General features: G+C 53.2%; 14 protein-coding genes and 1 pseudogene. 1 reads left to right on the forward strand and 14 read right to left on the reverse strand.

Annotation, left to right across the window (positions count from 1 at the left end):
- Positions 1-2 precede the first annotated feature (2 nt).
- The 10 genes from NBH13_RS05155 to NBH13_RS05200 form a co-directional block, all read right to left on the reverse strand.
- Positions 3-935: a WaaS/CpsH family glycosyltransferase gene (locus NBH13_RS05155; RefSeq protein WP_250779183.1), complete on the reverse strand. Its 933-nt coding sequence runs from the start codon at positions 933-935 to the stop codon at positions 3-5.
- Positions 936-2,228, reverse strand: a complete 1,293-nt coding sequence (locus NBH13_RS05160) for a hypothetical protein (RefSeq protein ID WP_250779184.1) — start codon at positions 2,226-2,228, stop codon at positions 936-938.
- 68 nt (positions 2,229-2,296) lie between these two features.
- Positions 2,297-3,382: a capsular polysaccharide synthesis protein gene (locus NBH13_RS05165; protein ID WP_250779185.1), complete on the reverse strand. Its 1,086-nt coding sequence runs from the start codon at positions 3,380-3,382 to the stop codon at positions 2,297-2,299.
- The gene (locus NBH13_RS05170) at positions 3,345-3,854 is read right to left on the reverse strand and encodes a serine acetyltransferase (RefSeq protein ID WP_250779186.1); all 510 of its coding nucleotides are present in this window, start codon (positions 3,852-3,854) and stop codon (positions 3,345-3,347) included. The genes NBH13_RS05165 and NBH13_RS05170 overlap by 38 nt, the downstream gene beginning before the upstream one ends.
- Positions 3,855-3,888: 34 nt before the next feature.
- Positions 3,889-4,719, reverse strand: coding sequence for an NAD-dependent epimerase/dehydratase family protein (locus NBH13_RS05175; protein ID WP_008783645.1), 831 nt, complete (start codon positions 4,717-4,719; stop codon positions 3,889-3,891).
- Positions 4,720-4,746: 27 nt separating this feature from the next.
- A complete protein-coding gene (locus NBH13_RS05180) occupies positions 4,747-5,811 on the reverse strand; it encodes a glycosyltransferase (RefSeq protein WP_250779187.1) in 1,065 nt (354 codons plus the stop codon).
- 37 nt (positions 5,812-5,848) lie between these two features.
- Positions 5,849-7,081, reverse strand: a complete 1,233-nt coding sequence (locus NBH13_RS05185; protein ID WP_250779273.1) for a nucleotide sugar dehydrogenase — start codon at positions 7,079-7,081, stop codon at positions 5,849-5,851.
- A gap of 89 nt (positions 7,082-7,170) precedes the next feature.
- Positions 7,171-8,235 (reverse strand): NAD-dependent epimerase/dehydratase family protein, encoded by a 1,065-nt coding sequence (locus tag NBH13_RS05190; RefSeq protein WP_032744860.1) that lies wholly within the window; start codon positions 8,233-8,235, stop codon positions 7,171-7,173.
- Positions 8,232-9,572, reverse strand: a complete 1,341-nt coding sequence (locus NBH13_RS05195) for a glycosyltransferase (RefSeq protein WP_250779188.1) — start codon at positions 9,570-9,572, stop codon at positions 8,232-8,234. The genes NBH13_RS05190 and NBH13_RS05195 overlap by 4 nt, the downstream gene beginning before the upstream one ends.
- A complete protein-coding gene (locus NBH13_RS05200) occupies positions 9,569-10,723 on the reverse strand; it encodes a glycosyltransferase family 4 protein (protein ID WP_240821812.1) in 1,155 nt (384 codons plus the stop codon). Before NBH13_RS05200 ends, NBH13_RS05195 begins: the two co-directional genes overlap by 4 nt.
- A gap of 415 nt (positions 10,724-11,138) precedes the next feature.
- Here NBH13_RS05200 and NBH13_RS05205 point away from each other — a divergent pair.
- Positions 11,139-12,022: pseudogene (locus NBH13_RS05205) on the forward strand (transposase).
- 56 nt (positions 12,023-12,078) lie between these two features.
- Here NBH13_RS05205 and rfbA read toward each other — a convergent pair.
- The 4 genes from rfbA to NBH13_RS05225 form a co-directional block, all read right to left on the reverse strand.
- Entirely contained in the window at positions 12,079-12,993 is a 915-nt protein-coding gene (gene rfbA, locus NBH13_RS05210) for a glucose-1-phosphate thymidylyltransferase RfbA (protein ID WP_099595028.1), read from the reverse strand.
- 146 nt (positions 12,994-13,139) lie between these two features.
- Entirely contained in the window at positions 13,140-14,594 is a 1,455-nt protein-coding gene (locus NBH13_RS05215; RefSeq protein WP_250779189.1) for a sugar nucleotide-binding protein, read from the reverse strand.
- Positions 14,595-14,692: 98 nt separating this feature from the next.
- A complete protein-coding gene (gene rfbB / locus NBH13_RS05220; RefSeq protein WP_250779190.1) occupies positions 14,693-15,715 on the reverse strand; it encodes a dTDP-glucose 4,6-dehydratase in 1,023 nt (340 codons plus the stop codon).
- Between the two features lie 174 nt (positions 15,716-15,889).
- Positions 15,890-17,290 (reverse strand): hypothetical protein, encoded by a 1,401-nt coding sequence (locus tag NBH13_RS05225; protein ID WP_250779191.1) that lies wholly within the window; start codon positions 17,288-17,290, stop codon positions 15,890-15,892.
- Positions 17,291-17,671 lie beyond the last annotated feature (381 nt).

A 17,671-nucleotide genomic window follows, 5' to 3' on the forward strand; every position in this document is an offset into this window, starting at 1 on the left:
CATCATTGTTGAAAACGATTGATCCATGAGCCGACGGAATAGTAGTGTCTTGTCTCTTGAGAATATGGGTGAAACTCGGAACGCAGGAACACGGTAAGCGCTTCTTCATCAGGGTTCTGCAAATCAATGACCAGAATATTATTGGGATCATAAAAATTCGCTGACAATAGAGCCATGTTAGTCGAAACGAGTTTCTTGTTGAGGAAAATGGATTCCATCACGCGCATAGAGAATCCGTTCTGACCTTGCTGCGTGATATCCAAAATCGCCTTGCTTTGCGAAACCATATCGAGATAATCCGCATAATTAACATATGAGTGACGAATGGTGAATGGCAGATCTTCATGCTGATTACCGTTTTCAACAATTACGAATTCCGGTTTCATGCCAGCATCGGAGATAATTTGATGCAAAGCAAGCATTTTTGCCTTGCGATCCTTGAGAAAACCAAGAAACAGCATATCTGACGTCAGAGCACGTTCCGGGAGACGCAAGTTCTCGTCATACATGATGGTGTTGAAGCGGAATCCATATTGCTTGCAGTCATTTTCGTCATATGAATAATATGAGAAACCATATTTCCTGCACGCCGCAAGATGGCCAAGGACAACCTGCTTGTCGCGAACAATATTCCAGGAATATAGATAACATTTCGCGTCAGGATTTTTATGTCGATTAATGTTGCGCAATAACGCCGGATCCAGCCATGCCGTCAAATCAAAAACAATGATCTTGGAAAACGACTGCAAATCCTTGTACCAATCAGTATAGAACAGCGAGCTGGCAGCAAGCCTCAGCTTCCTCATTGCTTTCCAAACCATTTCGGACGCGCCATGAACTTCTCGAAACACAGGAGAAACCACCACATTAGGCAGTTTTAAACTGTTGAAATAATAGAAACTGTTGCTGGGAACAAGTATCAAAGTCTGTTCCATTTATATCACCTCTTTAGTATTCATCAGCCCGGAAGCCATCAGCATGTCACGAGAATTATGTCTAGCAATTGCATATCCAGCGGCACTGGACCGCTTATACGTCAAATAGGAGCTGAGATAAATCGGGAACATCATGAGACCCGGATAGAACAAATACGTCTCGCTAACCGTGGAATTGATAAACATAAAAGCAAATACGGCAATAAGTATTTTCTTTGGTTCCCGTTGAACCATTGGATAGAAAATCATAATCATCATCGCCAGCCAGAAAATCACTCCATACACCGCAGCATAGGTCGCAATGCTAGCGGCGACTGCTGCTGGGTCAAATGAGTCTCGTATCGCATAGAATGCGTCAAAACCGATACCGAACGGGTCCATGGAAAGAGCCTTCAAACTAGCCATCACTGTAATCCAACGATATTGTCCCGTGCTATCCTCTAAATTGATACCACCGCCAATGTTTCCACCAAATAGTTTGTTCAGCACTTGAACATAAAGGAGACTCTCTTCCCCGCGAAACAAATAATCAGTGATCAGCACCGCCGTAATGGCGACCACTAGCACTGCAAGCTTTTGTTTCAGCGTACGTATGCCTCGCTCTCTGCCACGCATAAAGAAGAAGCACAACAAGATGACCATCATAGAAAGATAACCGGTCGTCGACTGGCAAGTAATCAGTGTGAGCAAGACAATGACGGTCGCCGTACGATATTGCTTCTCGTTATCAAAATATAATTTCTTTTTCCAAAATAACAGGACGAATAAAACAGCATTGAGTACAATCTGATACACGCCAGGTTCAGTGTAGAAACCACAATTACGGGTTGCGTGTATTTCAAGATACGAGTAAAGCCAGAGTCCTTTTCCATGAAGCACAGTGGCCCATTGACCCGTCCCCAAGTTCTGCGTCCAGAATGATGTTGCAGGCCATGCATTCACCAGCGAAGGGTTAATGCAAAACGCCGCCCAAAATAACACACTGATGATGCCAAAGAAACAAACAATTCTTACGAATCGGGTAAGAAACATTCTCCGATCAATAGTCATTGCGATATAGGTGACAACCAGCATCGCTGCGTTAGAAAGAAAAGTTAGGGGCCCCACACCTCCTGTTTTCAATCGGATAACAATCGTTGCCAATGCAAGCAAAAGGCAAAACGACAGCACATAAACATTCCTATATTTTGCGCTCAACAACGCAAGCAGGGCATATATAGCAATAATCACGCCATACACCAATGTGGTATTCAGATAGCGTGACATCGCGCAGCTGCCCGGAATAAGTAACATAAGGTACAGCCACGCGTACTGGAATGTTTTGGTCTTCGTTATGCGAATCATCAACACCTCTGGAAAAACTAATTTCGACGCAAATTGCCGTTGAGTATTTTTCCATAATAAGTTTCGACACTATTGATTTCGGTGGGAAACTCTTGCTTCCATGTCAATTTGAACAATGATGTATCGGCGATTAATGACTCCTGATGACGCTCATTAAAGACATCACCTAAACACTTGAACAGGTCATCGCATTGTGGATTATTGGGCTCAATAGCCCCGAAGTCACGCCTAGCCTGCTCGTCATATCGCTGCGCGAGCGCAATCATGTAATCAACCATTAGATAATCGACCATGAAATTACTCGTCCTCCAGTATTCAAGGAAGAAGTCCCGAATGGCTCGGAAAATCCATCGATGCTCAACATCGCATGCCAGAGAATAACCGGCAAAATAACCTTGTGCGACCGAGCAATGCAGGTAATCAGGCCGTTTGATGGACCATAGCGGCTTGCTAAATACCATCTCTTCTAGCGGGCCTGAGCAATAGAAGGTGGAATCCAACCAGAGACCACCATGTTCCGCCAGCAGCGAGAGTCTCAGCAAATCCGAAAGGTTGGTTCTTGTGATGATACCAGCCTCCTGCTTGGCCTTCACCCAATCCGGAATATGCACATACTGTTCATAGTTCTCGTCAGTAATGACGATCACTTCACGATTACCGGCATTCCGCCTAATGGATTCCACGCATCGTTGCACAATCAACGGTGCATTATCCAATCCCTGCCACCAGCACACCCAGATTTTATTTTCCAAGGCCGGGTCACTTACAGGCATAGGGGCGTTGAAATCGTATTTCCCATAGAAGTCGCCGTAGCGCTTCTCAAAATACTTCATCAGGATCTCATGCTTGTGTATCAAGCGCTTGCGAACAGACGGCGGCTCCTTGAAACCGTTACGATTCATGACTTGAATATCCACCTTGGCCATGAAGGTCTCCAAGGCCTCCGGCCACGATGTGAAGCGGGCGATTTCTGCAGTCGATCTGCATTCCTCACCAATGCGATGCATGATACGTTTAATGCTATTGTGAGCTCCCATTTCATTCCCTGCTTTTTGCAATACCACGTCACTGACTTTTATGATTGATATATCCCTTGGTGGCATGATCCTTATGCTTGATAATGCAAGGATTGCCAATAACTACCGAGTGACTTGGCACGTCGCGATTCACAAAGGCCCCAGGAGCAATCATTACGTCGTTCCCGACCTTCACTCCTCCCACTATTGACGCATTGATTCCAATCCAAATGTCATCACCAAGCGTTGGAGCACCTTTTCTCTTTCCACGATTCTCCTGGCCAATAACAACCCCTCGATGGATATTGACATTCCGCCCAATAACGGCTTGAGGATTGATGGTGATGCAATAAGGATGTCCGATATACAGGCCACCACCGATAACCGTTTGATGGCTTAACTCGATGAAATTCCTCTGACGGCACCAGCGAAACAGCAGTCGATACACCAACTGCATAGGCTTGAACCTGCACTCTTGGCAACAACGAAATAACCGCTGGAATCTAGGCATTTTCTCAACGGCGTATCGATACTTATCCTGCTCGAGCAAAGTACCCATTGTTATCCTCAATCCTTTGCGAAAAAATGGAAAATCAATGTTCCGTATCGAGGATTCGGGTAATCTTCGAAGCATCGCCCCACACGGCTTTGGAGTCATAGGGCCGATCAGGGAATGCACCATATTTCAATTTGATGGAGAACCCATTCTCGGCAATAAACCGTTCCACCCTATCAGCAAGTTTTTCGGGCTTACCGGAACAGATATTGATAATCCCCAACACTTCATCCTGATTCACCGCCGCGGCAACTTGATGACAGAAATCGGGATAATCTAGAAAATCATACTGGTTCTGACCTGTGGTGAACGGGAACTCTTTCTTACCTTCGATTTCCGCCGCAACGATTTTTGAGAAAATGGAGCTGCCATATTGCGTATCGCTGACGATGTAATATCCACGAAGCCACTGGAACTTTACTTTGTTCTGCAACGCTATGGTCTGCAATGCGTTACGGAGCGCATCCTTGGCGATTCCATACATGCTCATCGGCCAGCATGGGGTGTGAGCGTTGATGCTGCCTTCATGGAATCCGATTTCATGCATCGATCCCATGCACGCCACTTGCTGGATTCCGGATTCGCACAGTTTTTTCAGGAATGCAACATGCTTAGGCAAATCCTCAAAGTGCGCATTCGAATTGTGTACAAAACCATCGCGCCAAGCCAGATGCAACACCACATCGGGCTCGCCGAAGTACGTATAGGGATCTTCAATCGAAAAGATGTCTCCGGGCACGCAATGAGCCGCAGAATTCACATGGTCACAGGCGAAGTCTGTGGCGATTACCTCGTTTCCACGCTTAAGCAACTCATCAACCACACCGCGCCCTAAATATCCATTAGCACCGGTAACCAAAATCTTCATGATTTTCTCCTTGATATTCTTGATGTCTTATTTCTCTTTAATGGCCGAAAGCCACTGCTTCGAAATAGAGTCAACCGACAAACGTTCACGCAACCGCACGCCAGCTTTGCTAAAGCGTTCCTGCACACCAGTATCGCCTGCAATACTGCACATAGCCGTAACCATGCGCTCCTTGTTCCGAACCGGAACAAGATATCCATTTACGCCATTGTCAATGACCATACGGGCCCCACCGATTGGGCAGTCCGTAGCAATCGTCGGAATTCCCAACGCAATAGCTTCAATCATTGAATTCGAGAGTCCCTCAAAATCCGAGGAAATAACAAACATGGCGGCATCGAAAATGCAGGCATGAACATCCTTCCGGAAGCCACAGAAATGGACGCTATCGCCAACCCCTCGGGAAACTGCATAACGCTTTAGCTCATTTTCCAGTGCGCCTTCGCCGTAAATCTCGAAGGTATAGTCGCGGAACCGTGTGCGGAATTCTGCAAACGCATCAATGGCGAGCGGCAAATTCTTCTGCTCATTCAAACGACAAACGGTAACCACTCGCTTGGATCGTTCACCTTCATAGCGTGGCAGCATGCTATTATTGAGAGGATTAAGAATCACACGGTACTTACCAGCTGCATATTTGGGGTAATACTCAAGTGCATCCTGTGTTTGGAATACCACGCAGTCCGCAAGAGCATATAGCCACGGATGAATAGCCCTAACCAGCCGACGCTTTCCAAAAGCACGGTGTGGATCATTACGCTGGGAGATAATTATGCGGTTCCGCATACCAATTCCCGCTATTAGAGTGAACAAATTTTGACTATCCATGAAGGAAATAAATACCGTATTCGGCATCGCTCTCATCTTCGCCCGAATAGCTTTAATCTGATCAAGGGAATTCGGGTTGCTTTCCGCGCAGGATGTATCGACATGGACGCGCTTGTCCAAAGCATACGCGGTATGAGTGCTGTTAGTTAAGAACAACGTCACATCACATCCACTACGAGCGAATTCGCCAGAGAGAATAGAGACCACTCGTTCGGCACCGCCACCGTCCATAGTTGGCATAATGAAACATATACTCTCACCCATATCGATACGTCCTTGCTTATATTGGTATATGTGCTGTTTAGTCCCTGCGGAACAGGTCGCGGGTGTAGACCTTGTTCTTTACGTCATCGAGGCAAGAGTCATAACGGTTCGCGACAATGGAGTGCGAGCGCTTCTTGAACTCATCAAGGTCGTTGACCACTTCGGAGCCAAAGAAGGTAGAGCCGTTTTCGAGCGTGGGTTCATAGATGATAACCGTCGCACCCTTGGCCTTGATGCGCTTCATCACACCCTGAATGGAGCTCTGGCGGAAGTTGTCGGAGTTGGACTTCATGGTCAAGCGATACACACCAACCACGGTCTCATGTTCCTTGCTGGCATCCCATTCGCTGTTGGGGCCATAGGCACCAGCAAGCTCGAGTACGCGGTCGGCGATGAAGTCTTTACGGGTGGTGTTCGAATCCACGATCGCCTGGATGAGGTTCTCCGGCACGTCCTGGTAGTTGGCGAGCAGCTGCTTCGTGTCCTTCGGCAGGCAGTAGCCGCCGTAACCGAAGCTCGGGTTGTTGTAATGCGTGCCGATGCGCGGGTCGAGGCACACGCCGTCGATGATCTCGCGCGTGTTCAGGCCCTTCGACTCGGCGTAGGTGTCGAGCTCGTTGAAGTAGGAGACGCGCAGTGCCAGATACGTGTTGGCGAACAGCTTCACGGCCTCGGCCTCGGTGAAGCCCATGAGCAGCGTGTGGATGTTCTCCTCGATGGCCCCCTGCTGCAGCAGCTTGGCGAACGTCTCGGCCGCCTCGACGAGATGCCGGTCCTCCGGGTCGGTGCCGACCACGATGCGGCTCGGGTACAGGTTGTCGTACAGTGCCTTGGATTCGCGCAGGAACTCCGGGCTGAAGATGATGTTCCTGGAACCGGTCTTCTCACGAATCGACTTGGTGTAACCGACCGGGATGGTGGACTTGATGACCATGATCGCGGTCGGATTCACCTTCATCACCAGGTTGATGACGGCCTCCACCGCAGAGGTGTCGAAGAAGTTCTTCGTGCTGTCATAGTTGGTAGGAGTCGCGATGATCACGAAATCGGCGTCGCGGTATGCGCTTTCACCATCCAGCGTGGCAGTGAGGTCCAACTCCTTCTCCGCAAAGTACTTCTCGATGTAATCGTCCTGGATCGGGGACTTACGGGCGTTGATCATGTCGACCTTCGCAGGAACAATATCCACCGCGGTAACCTGATGATGCTGCGCCAAAAGCGTAGCCAAGCTCAAGCCAACGTAACCGGTACCAGCAACGGCAATCTTCAATGAATCAAAATCCTTCATCTCTTTTTTCATCCCTTCTTGTAAAATGTGTTATGAACTACGTGAATGACTGGAATAGCGAATCGAATGCCCTATTTATCAGAGTCATCGAGGTAGAAGGTCTTGTACCACTCGGCAAATCGACGCAAGCCTTCACGCAGCGGAGTTGAAGGTTTATAGCCAAAATCGCGTTCTAAGGCCGCAGTATCCGCATACGTGACCGGCACATCGCCTGGTTGCATGGGGACCAGCTCTTTATGAGATTCGAAGTCGTAATCTGCAGGAAGCACTTTGGCTCGTAGAAGCTCCTCCTGCAGAATAGTGACGAATTCGAGCAGGTTTTCCGGATGCCCGTTACCAATGTTGTACACCGCATAAGGCGGAACCGGCAGACCATCTTCTCCTGTCTGCTTCGAAGGCGCACCTTGCATCACGCGCAGAATGCCCTCAACAATGTCATCAACATAGGTAAAGTCACGTCGGCAATTGCCATAGTTGAAAATCTTGATTGTTTCTCCTGCGCGAAGCTTATTGGTGAAACCGAAATACGCCATATCAGGGCGTCCGGCAGGTCCATACACGGTAAAGAAACGCAGGCCCGTAGAAGGAATGTCATACAGCTTTGAGTAGGCATGTGCCAACAGCTCATCAGACTTTTTCGTAGCAGCGTATAGGCTCACTGGATTATCTACCTTGTCATCCGTGGAATATGGAACCTTCTTATTGGATCCATATACGGAGGAGCTAGATGCATACACAAGATGATCCACCGGATGATGGCGGCAAGCCTCAAGAATGTTATAAAAACCAATCAGATTCGACTGAATATAAGCATCAGGATGCGTGATGGAATATCGCACACCAGCTTGAGCGGCAAGATTCACCACAACGGTAGGGCGGTATTGCTCGAATACATCATTTACTGCGTCTTTATCTGCCAAATCAGCTTTGATGAAAGTGAACCCTTCATAATGAGAGAGCTGGTTAAGGCGATATTCCTTAAGACGCACATCGTAATAATCATTTACATTATCGAAACCGATAACATGAATCCCCTCAATGGAATCAAGCAGTTGCTTTGCAAGATTCGAGCCGATGAATCCCGCAGCGCCAGTGACCAGCACAGCGGCATTATGCAAATCAATTGTGTTCTTCATTTCTCCTCCTCGACATCCCTTTGCTGGGTTGGAATCTGCAAACAGCGCATGTATAGTTCCCCAAGAGAACGGATATAAAGGCTTTGTTGAGCTCTGCGATTGATATAGTCGCCGCATTCCTGTTGCATGACTGCATATTCATCACCATTGAGTGCTGACGCTTGCAATAGATGGTTTGCCAAATCATCTAACTGCCCGGATTCAAACCTGAATCCGGTTTTCCCTTCCACCACAAGCTCGGGAATTCCTCCGATATTCGCGCCGATTATTGGAGTCTGCGCTGCCAGGGATTCCAAACCTGAATAAGGCATGTTCTCCCGCCATTCGGAGCACAGCACGCTGAAGCGGGCATTGCCGACCTCGCGCTGAAGATCCTCTCCGGTCTTGTAGCCAAGAAGTTTGATACGGCGTTCAGCTTCAGGGCCGGCTGATTTGATGAGATTTTCGATAGCCTGGCGCTCAGGACCATCGCCGACGATATGCAAGGTCCAATTGGCTGGGAGTTTGCTGCCTGCAACCCCACTATTCATCAAGCCTGCAGCCCGCAGGAACGCCCTCACCAATGTAAGGATGCCTTTTTCTTTGGAAAGTCGACCAAAGAACAAGAAATACGGCTCAACGGTATTGAACTTATTCGTGTTGGCTACCTTATGCGCCATGTCCATTTGGCTGGTGGTCAGGAAGTTCTGCATGGCCACGGTTCTGCCGGCATATCCACCCTCATCCAGCTTGTGCTTCATGAATTCACTGGGGGCGATAATTTTGTCGATCTTGTCGTAGGAATGATGGTTCTTCAGGAATTCCGCTTCAAGGAACGCCAGACCACTCTTCGCTTTCGATCCTTTCACACAAGTTTTCTTCACCGCATGGAAGAAGTGACGGTCAAGGCAATCGTCGCAAACCTTGCCGGAACCGTCCACCATCGTGTAAGCCGGGCACAGCAGAATATAGTCGTGCGCTGTATACACCGCCGGAACACGGTGCTTCTTCAAATAAGCCGCATCCAGAATCGACAAAGTGAGCTGGCGATGCACATTATTTATATGAATAATGTCTGGCTGGAATTCTTCGAGCAGCGCCTCAAACTTGCGCTTCGCTTCGAAGGAATACACCAGCGTCGCCGCTTCCTTCACTTTTTTGAACGCGGAAATTTTGCCGACGTAGTCCTTTTCGGATACGAAATACTTGCTCCAATAACTCAGCTCATTGTTTGGGTGCTGCATGGAGAAGAACGCAACCTCATGGCCGAGTGCTTTCAATCCCTCCGCAAGCGCGAAGAAATATGTTTCAGCACCGCCTTTGCGGTAGAAATATTTGTTGACCAGTAAAATCCTCATTTATCTGCTCCTCGGTAGAGCTTGAGGGTCGCTTGAACAACCTTGTCCCAGCTATAGCGACCAGTGATATAGCCGGCCGCGCCGGTCTTGATTTTTCGTACCTTACCCACGTCTACGAGCAACTCACCGAGTTTGTCGGTCAAATCGTTCACATCGCCATGTCGGAACGTGACTCCATGCATCATTCCGGACTCATCACACAGCACATCAGCGCATTCAGCAATATTGGAGGTCAGGCAGCAGCAGCCGTAAGCCATTGCCTCCAATAGGCTCATTGGCATACCTTCCAAATCACTGGGCAATACATATATGTATGCGTTGCTATACAGTTCTTCGAGTTCACGTCCTTCAATAAACCCGGTCAGAATAATGCGCTGATCTCCGGTAGCGGCCTGCTTAATCGACTCGTAGTATTCGGCGGAATCCGATGCGCCGCCCGCGATCACGAGCTTCTTGTCAGTGTCTAATCGCTTGAACGCTTCGATGAGGTAATGCACGCCCTTTTCCGGTACGATGCGTCCCAAGAACAGAATGTAGGAATCCTTCTCCAGACTCCACTTGTCAGCAATCACGTCAGGAGAAACGGATTCTGCCGGCGCAATGCCGTTGGGAATGAAACGTGTCTCCCGCCCGTATGTGTCTTTGAAATACTGCTGCACACCACGGCTCAGCACGATTACCTCGTCCGCGCACGTGGCCGCAGTCCGTTCGCCAAGCTTTAAATACAGAGAGGCGAGCCTGCCCCATTTGGCTCGCTGCCAGTCCAAGCCGTGAATCGTGGCGACCGTTCGAATGCCGGCCCAGTGTGCGAGACGAAGGGGAACGCATGGGCCTTCCGCGTGGTAGTGAATCACGTCCGGCCTTGCTTTGAGGGCCTTCAACGTGGCGAAGAACGAGGACGATAGCGCGGCCAGCCCCTTGGCCTCGATGGTCGTGACGGGCACGACCCGCACACCCTTATATAAATAAGGTGCGTCCGAGATGTTCGACTCGTTGTCAAACTCCGCGCCGGCGACGTTATGCCCCTTGCGGCTATACGCCACGACCTGCTCGCCCAACGCGGCCATGCGCGTGGCCAGCTCGTCCACCACGATCTCGACCCCGCCCTCACGAGACGGAATCCTCTTATGCCCAATAAACGTGATCTTCATGTCCGACACCCTGGAGAAAAATCACGCCAACCAAAAGCTGACATAACGACCGTTATTTGCAATCGATCGACCTGTGGTCGGCATGCGAGTCCCGTCCTTTCCCTCCAAATGAACCCCGAATTGGTGTTTTTTTCACGCGCAACGCGAACCGCGCAGGAACTGCCAAACCCCGTTCATTATCTGCCAAAGTCAATTTTGGCATCCCCCTTAGACACACCCAGCCCCCCTCGCGCACTTAGGGGGTTATTCTTCACGGGTTTCCATAAACACTTTGCTTGTTCGTGACTTAAAAACTGTGTTTGAAATCTGATCCTGTCGGTTTTCCAGACATTTCTGAATGAGAAAAAAGAGGCCTTTCGCTGTTTGTGGTGGGTGGTTTGGGTGTGGGGTGATGCCGGTCGGGTAGGTTGGAGGCATGGACACCTCTCACCTGTTCACCGCCGCGCTCCAGTTGCAGTCTCCCTGGAAGGTCGGATCCGTGGATTTCAGGGACGCGGGAGACGGCCGTCAGGAGCTGCACATCGTGATCGGTTTCGAGCCCGGTGCGCTTCCATTGCCCCGGGACGGGCTGCCGGGAGGACGCCTACCCGGTGCATGACACGAGGGAACGCGTGTGGCGGCATCCGGACTTCTTCCAGTACAAGGCGTTCATCCACGCCGGACTGCCCCGCGTCACCTGTCCCGTGCACGGGGTGAGGACGGTGTCCGCCCCGTGGACCGGGCCCGGCAGCGGGTTCACGCTCCTGTTCGAGGCGCGGGCCGTGGAGATGGCCCGCCACCTGCCCGCCGGCACGCTCGCCGGACAGGTCGACGAGACCGACACCCGCCTGCGGCGGTCCGTCGCCCGCTACGTCGACGAGGCGAGGAGGCTGGAGGACCACACGGGAGCGGAAGCCGTCGGCATCGACGAGACCGGCCGCAAAGGCCACGACTGCATCACCGTGGTCGCCGACTTGGTGGAACACGACGCGACCGACGTGGCCCCCGGCAGGGACCCGGCCACGGTCGAACGGTTCGCCAGGGATTTCATGGACCACGACGGAGGCCCGGAGTATGTGCGTCCGGCCGCCTGCGACATGAGCCTGGGTTTTCCGGAAGGGCATCCGCGAGCATCTGCCCCATGCGCGGCGGATCGTCGCCTACTTCGAGCACCCGTGCCAACGCCGTGCCCGGGGCGTCGACAGCGTCATCCAGAACGTGAAGAAACGGGCCCGCGGCTTCCGCAACATGGACTGCTTCGCCACCATGACCTACCTGGCCTGCGGCAAACTCGGCCTCAAAGCCGTCACCACCACCTGACCATCACCCACCACAAACAGCGAATAGCCCTCTTACTCTTAGCCTGGAAAGACAAATCATCCATGCAGTGAAGGCACCTTCTTCTTAAGAATGATCTTGTCGTCGGCCACGTCCTTGAGGTGCTTGCCGTACGGGCTCTTGCCGTACTTCTCGGCGGCCTCAAGCAGCTGCCCGCGGGTGATCCACCCGTTCTCGTACGCGATCTCCTCGGCCACCGCGATGGGCAGGCCCTGCGCACGCTGCACGGTGCGCACGAACTCGCCCGCCTCATACAGGGAATCCATCGTGCCCGTGTCCAGCCACGCATAGCCACGACCCAGCGTACGCACGTTCAGGGAACCATCCTCCAGGTACATCCTGTTCAGATCGGTGATCTCCAGCTCGCCGCGTGCGGACGGCTTCACCCGCTTGGCGAACTCGACCACACGCTCGTCGTAGAAGTACAGACCGGTCACCGCGTAATTCGACTTCGGATGCTTCGGCTTCTCCTCGATGCTCACGGCCTTCTTGTCCGCATCGAACTCGACCACGCCGTAACGCTCCGGATCGTCCACGTAATAGCCGAACACGGAAGCGCCCCCGCCGTTCTCCGCCTTCGCCTTCGCCTTGCGCAGCGTGGCACCCAGTCCGTTGCCATAGAAGATGTTGTCGCCGAGCACGAGCGCGCACGGCTCGCCCGCGATGAACTCCTCGCCCAACAGGAACGCCTGCGCCAGACCGTCCGGGGACGGCTGCACCTTGTAGGAGAATCTCACGCCGTACCGGCCGCCGTCGCCAAGCAGTCGTTCGAAATTCGGCAGGTCCTTCGGCGTGGAGATGATGAGGATGTCCCGGATGCCCGCCATCATGAGCACGCTCAGCGGATAGTAGATCATCGGCTTGTCGTACACCGGCAGCAACTGCTTCGATGTCACCGTCGTCAACGGATACAGCCGCGTGCCCGAACCACCGGCCAGAATAATACCCTTCATAGGGACCCGCTTTCCTCACAGTCGTAATCAGCACACACCAGCTTAGCCAACATACCGTGGAAACAGAAAACCGCGCAGACCATTCTGCGCGGTTTCCCCACTGGAATTGGCGTGTCGACGGCATGTCGCCGCACACGCCAATCGGGCTACCTATCGAGTTCCCCGCCCACGTATTCCCTGAGCGTCTCCTCCCAGTCGGCGGGCGTGTACCCGGCGGCCTCGATTTTGCCGAGCGCCAGCGCACTGTGCACCGGGCGCGGGCTGACCGAGTTCCCCGCGTTCGCGAAATACTCGGCCGTCGAGATCGGCTTGACCTTGTCGCCGTTGCCGTTCGTCAGGTCGAACACCTCCGCGGCGATGTCCGCCCAGCTCCTGACCGCGCCCGAACCGGTCAGGTTATACGTGCCATAGGGAGCATGGCTGTCGAGCAGGTGGAAGATCGCCTCGGCCATGTCCCTGGTGAACGTGAGGCGCCCGTACTGGTCGTCCACCACCGTCACCTGCCCCAGACCGTCGTTCTCATCAGCGACGCGGTTCGACAGGCCCATCATCGTCTTCACGAAGTTGCGGCCCTCGCCGATCACCCAGCTGGAGCGCAGGATGTAATGCTCGGGAGCGTTCGCCACGGCGATGTCGCCGGCGGCCTTCGTCTGCCCGTACACGCCCAACGGGGCGAACGCCTCATCCTCCGCATGCTCCTCGGCGGTCCCGTCGAACACGTAGTCGGAGCTCACGTGCACGAGCGTGATGTGATGGTCCTTCGCCACCCGGGCGAGCAGGGCCGGGCCCTGCGCGTTCGCCTTCCACGCAACCGGACGTCCCTCCGCGGTCTCCGCCCTGTCGATCGCCGTGTACGCGCCCGCGTTGATGATCGTGCCGTACAGGCTCCAGTCGTACTTGTCGTACGCGGCCGGATCGGAGAAATCGAACTCGTCGATGTCCGTGTACTCGAAACCACGCAGACCATGCGCCTCCGCGTACGCGCGGACCGCATGGCCCAGCTGGCCGTTGCAGCCCGTAACCAGAGTGCGCTTCGGCTCCATCGGCCTGGCGTCCCTAAGCATCGGATGATGCAGGTCCGCCTCGGAGCGTTCGGACTCCTCCAACGGAATCGGCCAATCGATGTCCAGTTCCGGGTCCGCGAGGTTCACGAACGTGTACGTCTTCTTCTGCTCCAGGCTCCAGTGCGCGTTGACCAGGTACGTGTACACGGTCCCGTCCTCAAGCGCCTGGAAGCTGTTGCCCACGCCACGCGGCACATAGATCGCCTTGCTCGGGTCAAGACGCGTCGTAAACACCTGGCCGAAGCTCTCGCCAGGCCTCAAATCCACCCACGCACCGAAAATCTCACCGGCCGCGATCGAAATGTACTTGTCCCACGGCTCCGCGTGAATACCTCTGGTCACGCCCTTGACCGCATTGAAACTGATGTTGTTCTGCACCGGACCGAAATCAGGCAACCCCAACGCGGTCATCTTCGCCCGCTGCCAGTTCTCCTTGAACCAGCCACGGTTGTCGCCGTGCACCGGAAGGTCAAACACCAACAGGCCCGGGATGTTCGTCTCCGTGACCTTCAGTTCCTTCTCGAATTCAAATGCCATACATTCCCCTTAATCCCTGGCTCCCCTCTCCGAGGGGGAGCTGTCGCCTTAAGGCGACTGAGGGGAGCCACCAAACGGTAGAACTCCCCTCTATCTACTCACTGTCCCTGCTGCTTGTACTTGGCTTCGGTAGCGGCCTTCGCGGGCTCCCACCAGGCACGGTTGTCCGTGTACCACTTGATGGTCTGCTCCAGACCCTTCTGGAAATCCGTGTGCGTCGGCTTCCAGCCGAGCTCGGTCTGAAGCTTTGTGCTGTCGATCGCGTAGCGGCGGTCGTGGCCGGGACGGTCCTTCACCCAGTCGAATGCGTCAGGATCCTGGCCCATCACGGTCAGGATGTCACGCAGCACCGTGATGTTGTTGCGCTCCCCGTTCGCGCCGATCAGATACGTCTCACCCAAGCGGCCCTTGGTCAGGATGGTCCACACGCCCGTGGAGTGGTCGTCCGTGTGGATCCAGTCGCGCACGTTCTCCCCGTTGCCGTACAGCTTCGGGCGCAATCCCTCGAGGATGTTCGTGATCTGGCGCGGGATGAACTTCTCCACGTGCTGGTACGGGCCGTAGTTGTTCGAGCAGTTGGAGATGGTGGCACGGATGCCGAACGTGCGGTGCCAGGCGCGCACCAGCAGGTCGGAGCTCGCCTTCGTCGAGCTGTACGGGCTGGACGGATGGTACGGGGTCTGTTCCGTGAACTTCGCCGGATCGTCCAACGCGAGATCGCCGTACACCTCGTCGGTGGAGACGTGATGGTAGCGCACATCATACTTGCGGGCCGCCTCCAGCAGGCGGAACGTGCCCTCCACGTTGGTCTTCAGGAACGGCTCCGGGTTCGCGATCGAGTTGTCGTTGTGGGATTCCGCCGCGTAGTGCACGATCGCGTCATGCCCCGGAACGATTTTGTCGAGCAGCTCGGCGTCGCAGATGTTGCCGTGCACGAACTCCACGCGGTCGCCCAGAATGCCCCTGATGTTCTCCAGGTTGCCCGCATACGTCAACGCATCCAACACCGTCACATGAACGTCGGGATGATTGTTGTACACGTAATGCACGAAATTCGACCCGATGAAACCACAGCCACCGGTCACAATGATGTTACGAGGAGTAAACACTTCATCAGTCATACGGGCAATCATAGCGTTGCGGCCGTACGGGACCTGATGGCCCGAATTCAATTTGTAAGTGCAACACTCCGATCATCGGATTGAAGAAATTCGTATCCGATGGCCGGAGTGTGGTTTCATGTCTGCATTACTTGCGTTTTGCGTCTACGCAGCTCAAGAAAAGGACGGAAAATACTAGTTGTGCAGACGAGACGACCGCAGACGGGCCGCTGCGTATACGCAAATTGCGGAAGCGATCACCAGTAGCAGCGAGATGATGGAGAGCGCCTGCACTGCGGATCCGGAGCGAGGCATTTCCGGCTTCGCTGGCTTTCCTGGATCGCCGGGTTTGCCAGGTTCTTCTGGCTCTTCTGGCTCTTCTGGCTTGGCGACGGCTTTGATGGTTGCCGTCACTTGGGCGCTTACGCCATCATGATCGGAGGTACGCAACTGTGTGCCTGCTCCCCCACTCGGGTCGGCAATGCCACGCGAAGAAGCTCCGTTCGGCATCCCGGAAGACCGGACCGCATTTGCATCCGTAAAGTCTTCATCCGACGTGTTGCGCACGGCGGTGATGGTGATGTTCTGGCTCACGGCTTCGAAGGCTTTCCTCTTCCCAACCGCTTGCATTGCGCGATCGATCTGATCGTTCAACACCTGCAACTGGTCACTATCCACCACAAGACGGTAGTCGGCAATGCCGTTCAGTTGCGTTCCTGTCAAGGTCAGTAGGTCGTCAGCACTCAGCTGCTGAAGGCCGCTCGCCGGATCCAATTCAACCGAAGTCTGCTTGCTGGAGATCGCCAGATCGCCGACATGGAACATTCCGTCGCCCGTACCGTCACCGCTAGTATCGTCTGGAATCAGCCCAAGCGAGTCAGCCAAGTACGGCGCAAGATTCGACGAGTCGGAGAACGAGCCGCTCAACAAGGCGAGCGTGTTCAGTCCAGCTGGAATCATACCCCGGTATTCGCCACCGCGAACGGTCACATAGCCAAGATCTTTAGCGTCATCCAGCAAGTTGAATAGCGTCGGCGCGGTGAACGTTCCGCCCGAAAAACTGCCTTGCGCGGAAGTCTCATCCGTTTCGGCGAAGCGCATCAGCGTCGCATCTGAAGTGAACGTGCCACTTTCCACGCGCAATGCGCCACGGCAATTGACCGCAGGGCGGCTTCCACCAGCAACCGTTCCCGGACCGACAATGGTAAGCTGCATGTTCGCAGGCACAGTGATCGCAGCAAGCCCGGCAGCTCCACCGGATTCAGCGACTTGCAGCGCATGCCCGTTCAAGTCAAACGTTACGCTTCGCACGCCTCTCGATGGCGTAATCGTAACGCTTTCCGTCACGTCGGCCAGCAATGTGACCGTCGTGTTCTTCAATGTTGTTCGGCCGATCGCCTCCTGCACGCTCGCGTAGGTTGCGTTGCCCACTTGCGCGACCGCCTGAGATTCGGCGGCATCGGCAACCGCATCTGCAGAGAACAGCAACGCTCCAAACAGCGACGCGATCGCGAAAACAGCGGTCAGCACCACCGAAACCAAATACTTGCTTTTTGCTTGCGGACACATGTTCGCCCGCTTCTCATGACTGCGCATGATTATTTCCTTGTATAGGTTCTGTTGCATATTTCAATCCGCACCGAAGTGCGTGGGACCACCCTCAGCTGTGAGGGATGACGTTACAGAAATCATGGCGCCATGTTGCATTAATTATCTCACAATGCGCAAAGGAAAGCAAATTACATATTTTGAAAATCCAAATCTTATATGAGATATATCAAAAGACAATCTTTAGTTATAGTGGACCTCATCACATAAGTTGAATCTGTTTCACATGAGTATTACAATATTCCCCATAAAAATAAATTCATCATATAAAATGAAAAAAAAATACGTATGACAAATAATTGTTTCCCATCAAGAAGCAAGTGAGGCTGAATCCAAACAAGCAAAGCCATGGCTAAAAACAGCGCGGTC

The organism is Bifidobacterium intestinale (genome assembly GCF_023656765.1).
GTDB lineage: Bacteria > Actinomycetota > Actinomycetes > Actinomycetales > Bifidobacteriaceae > Bifidobacterium > Bifidobacterium hominis.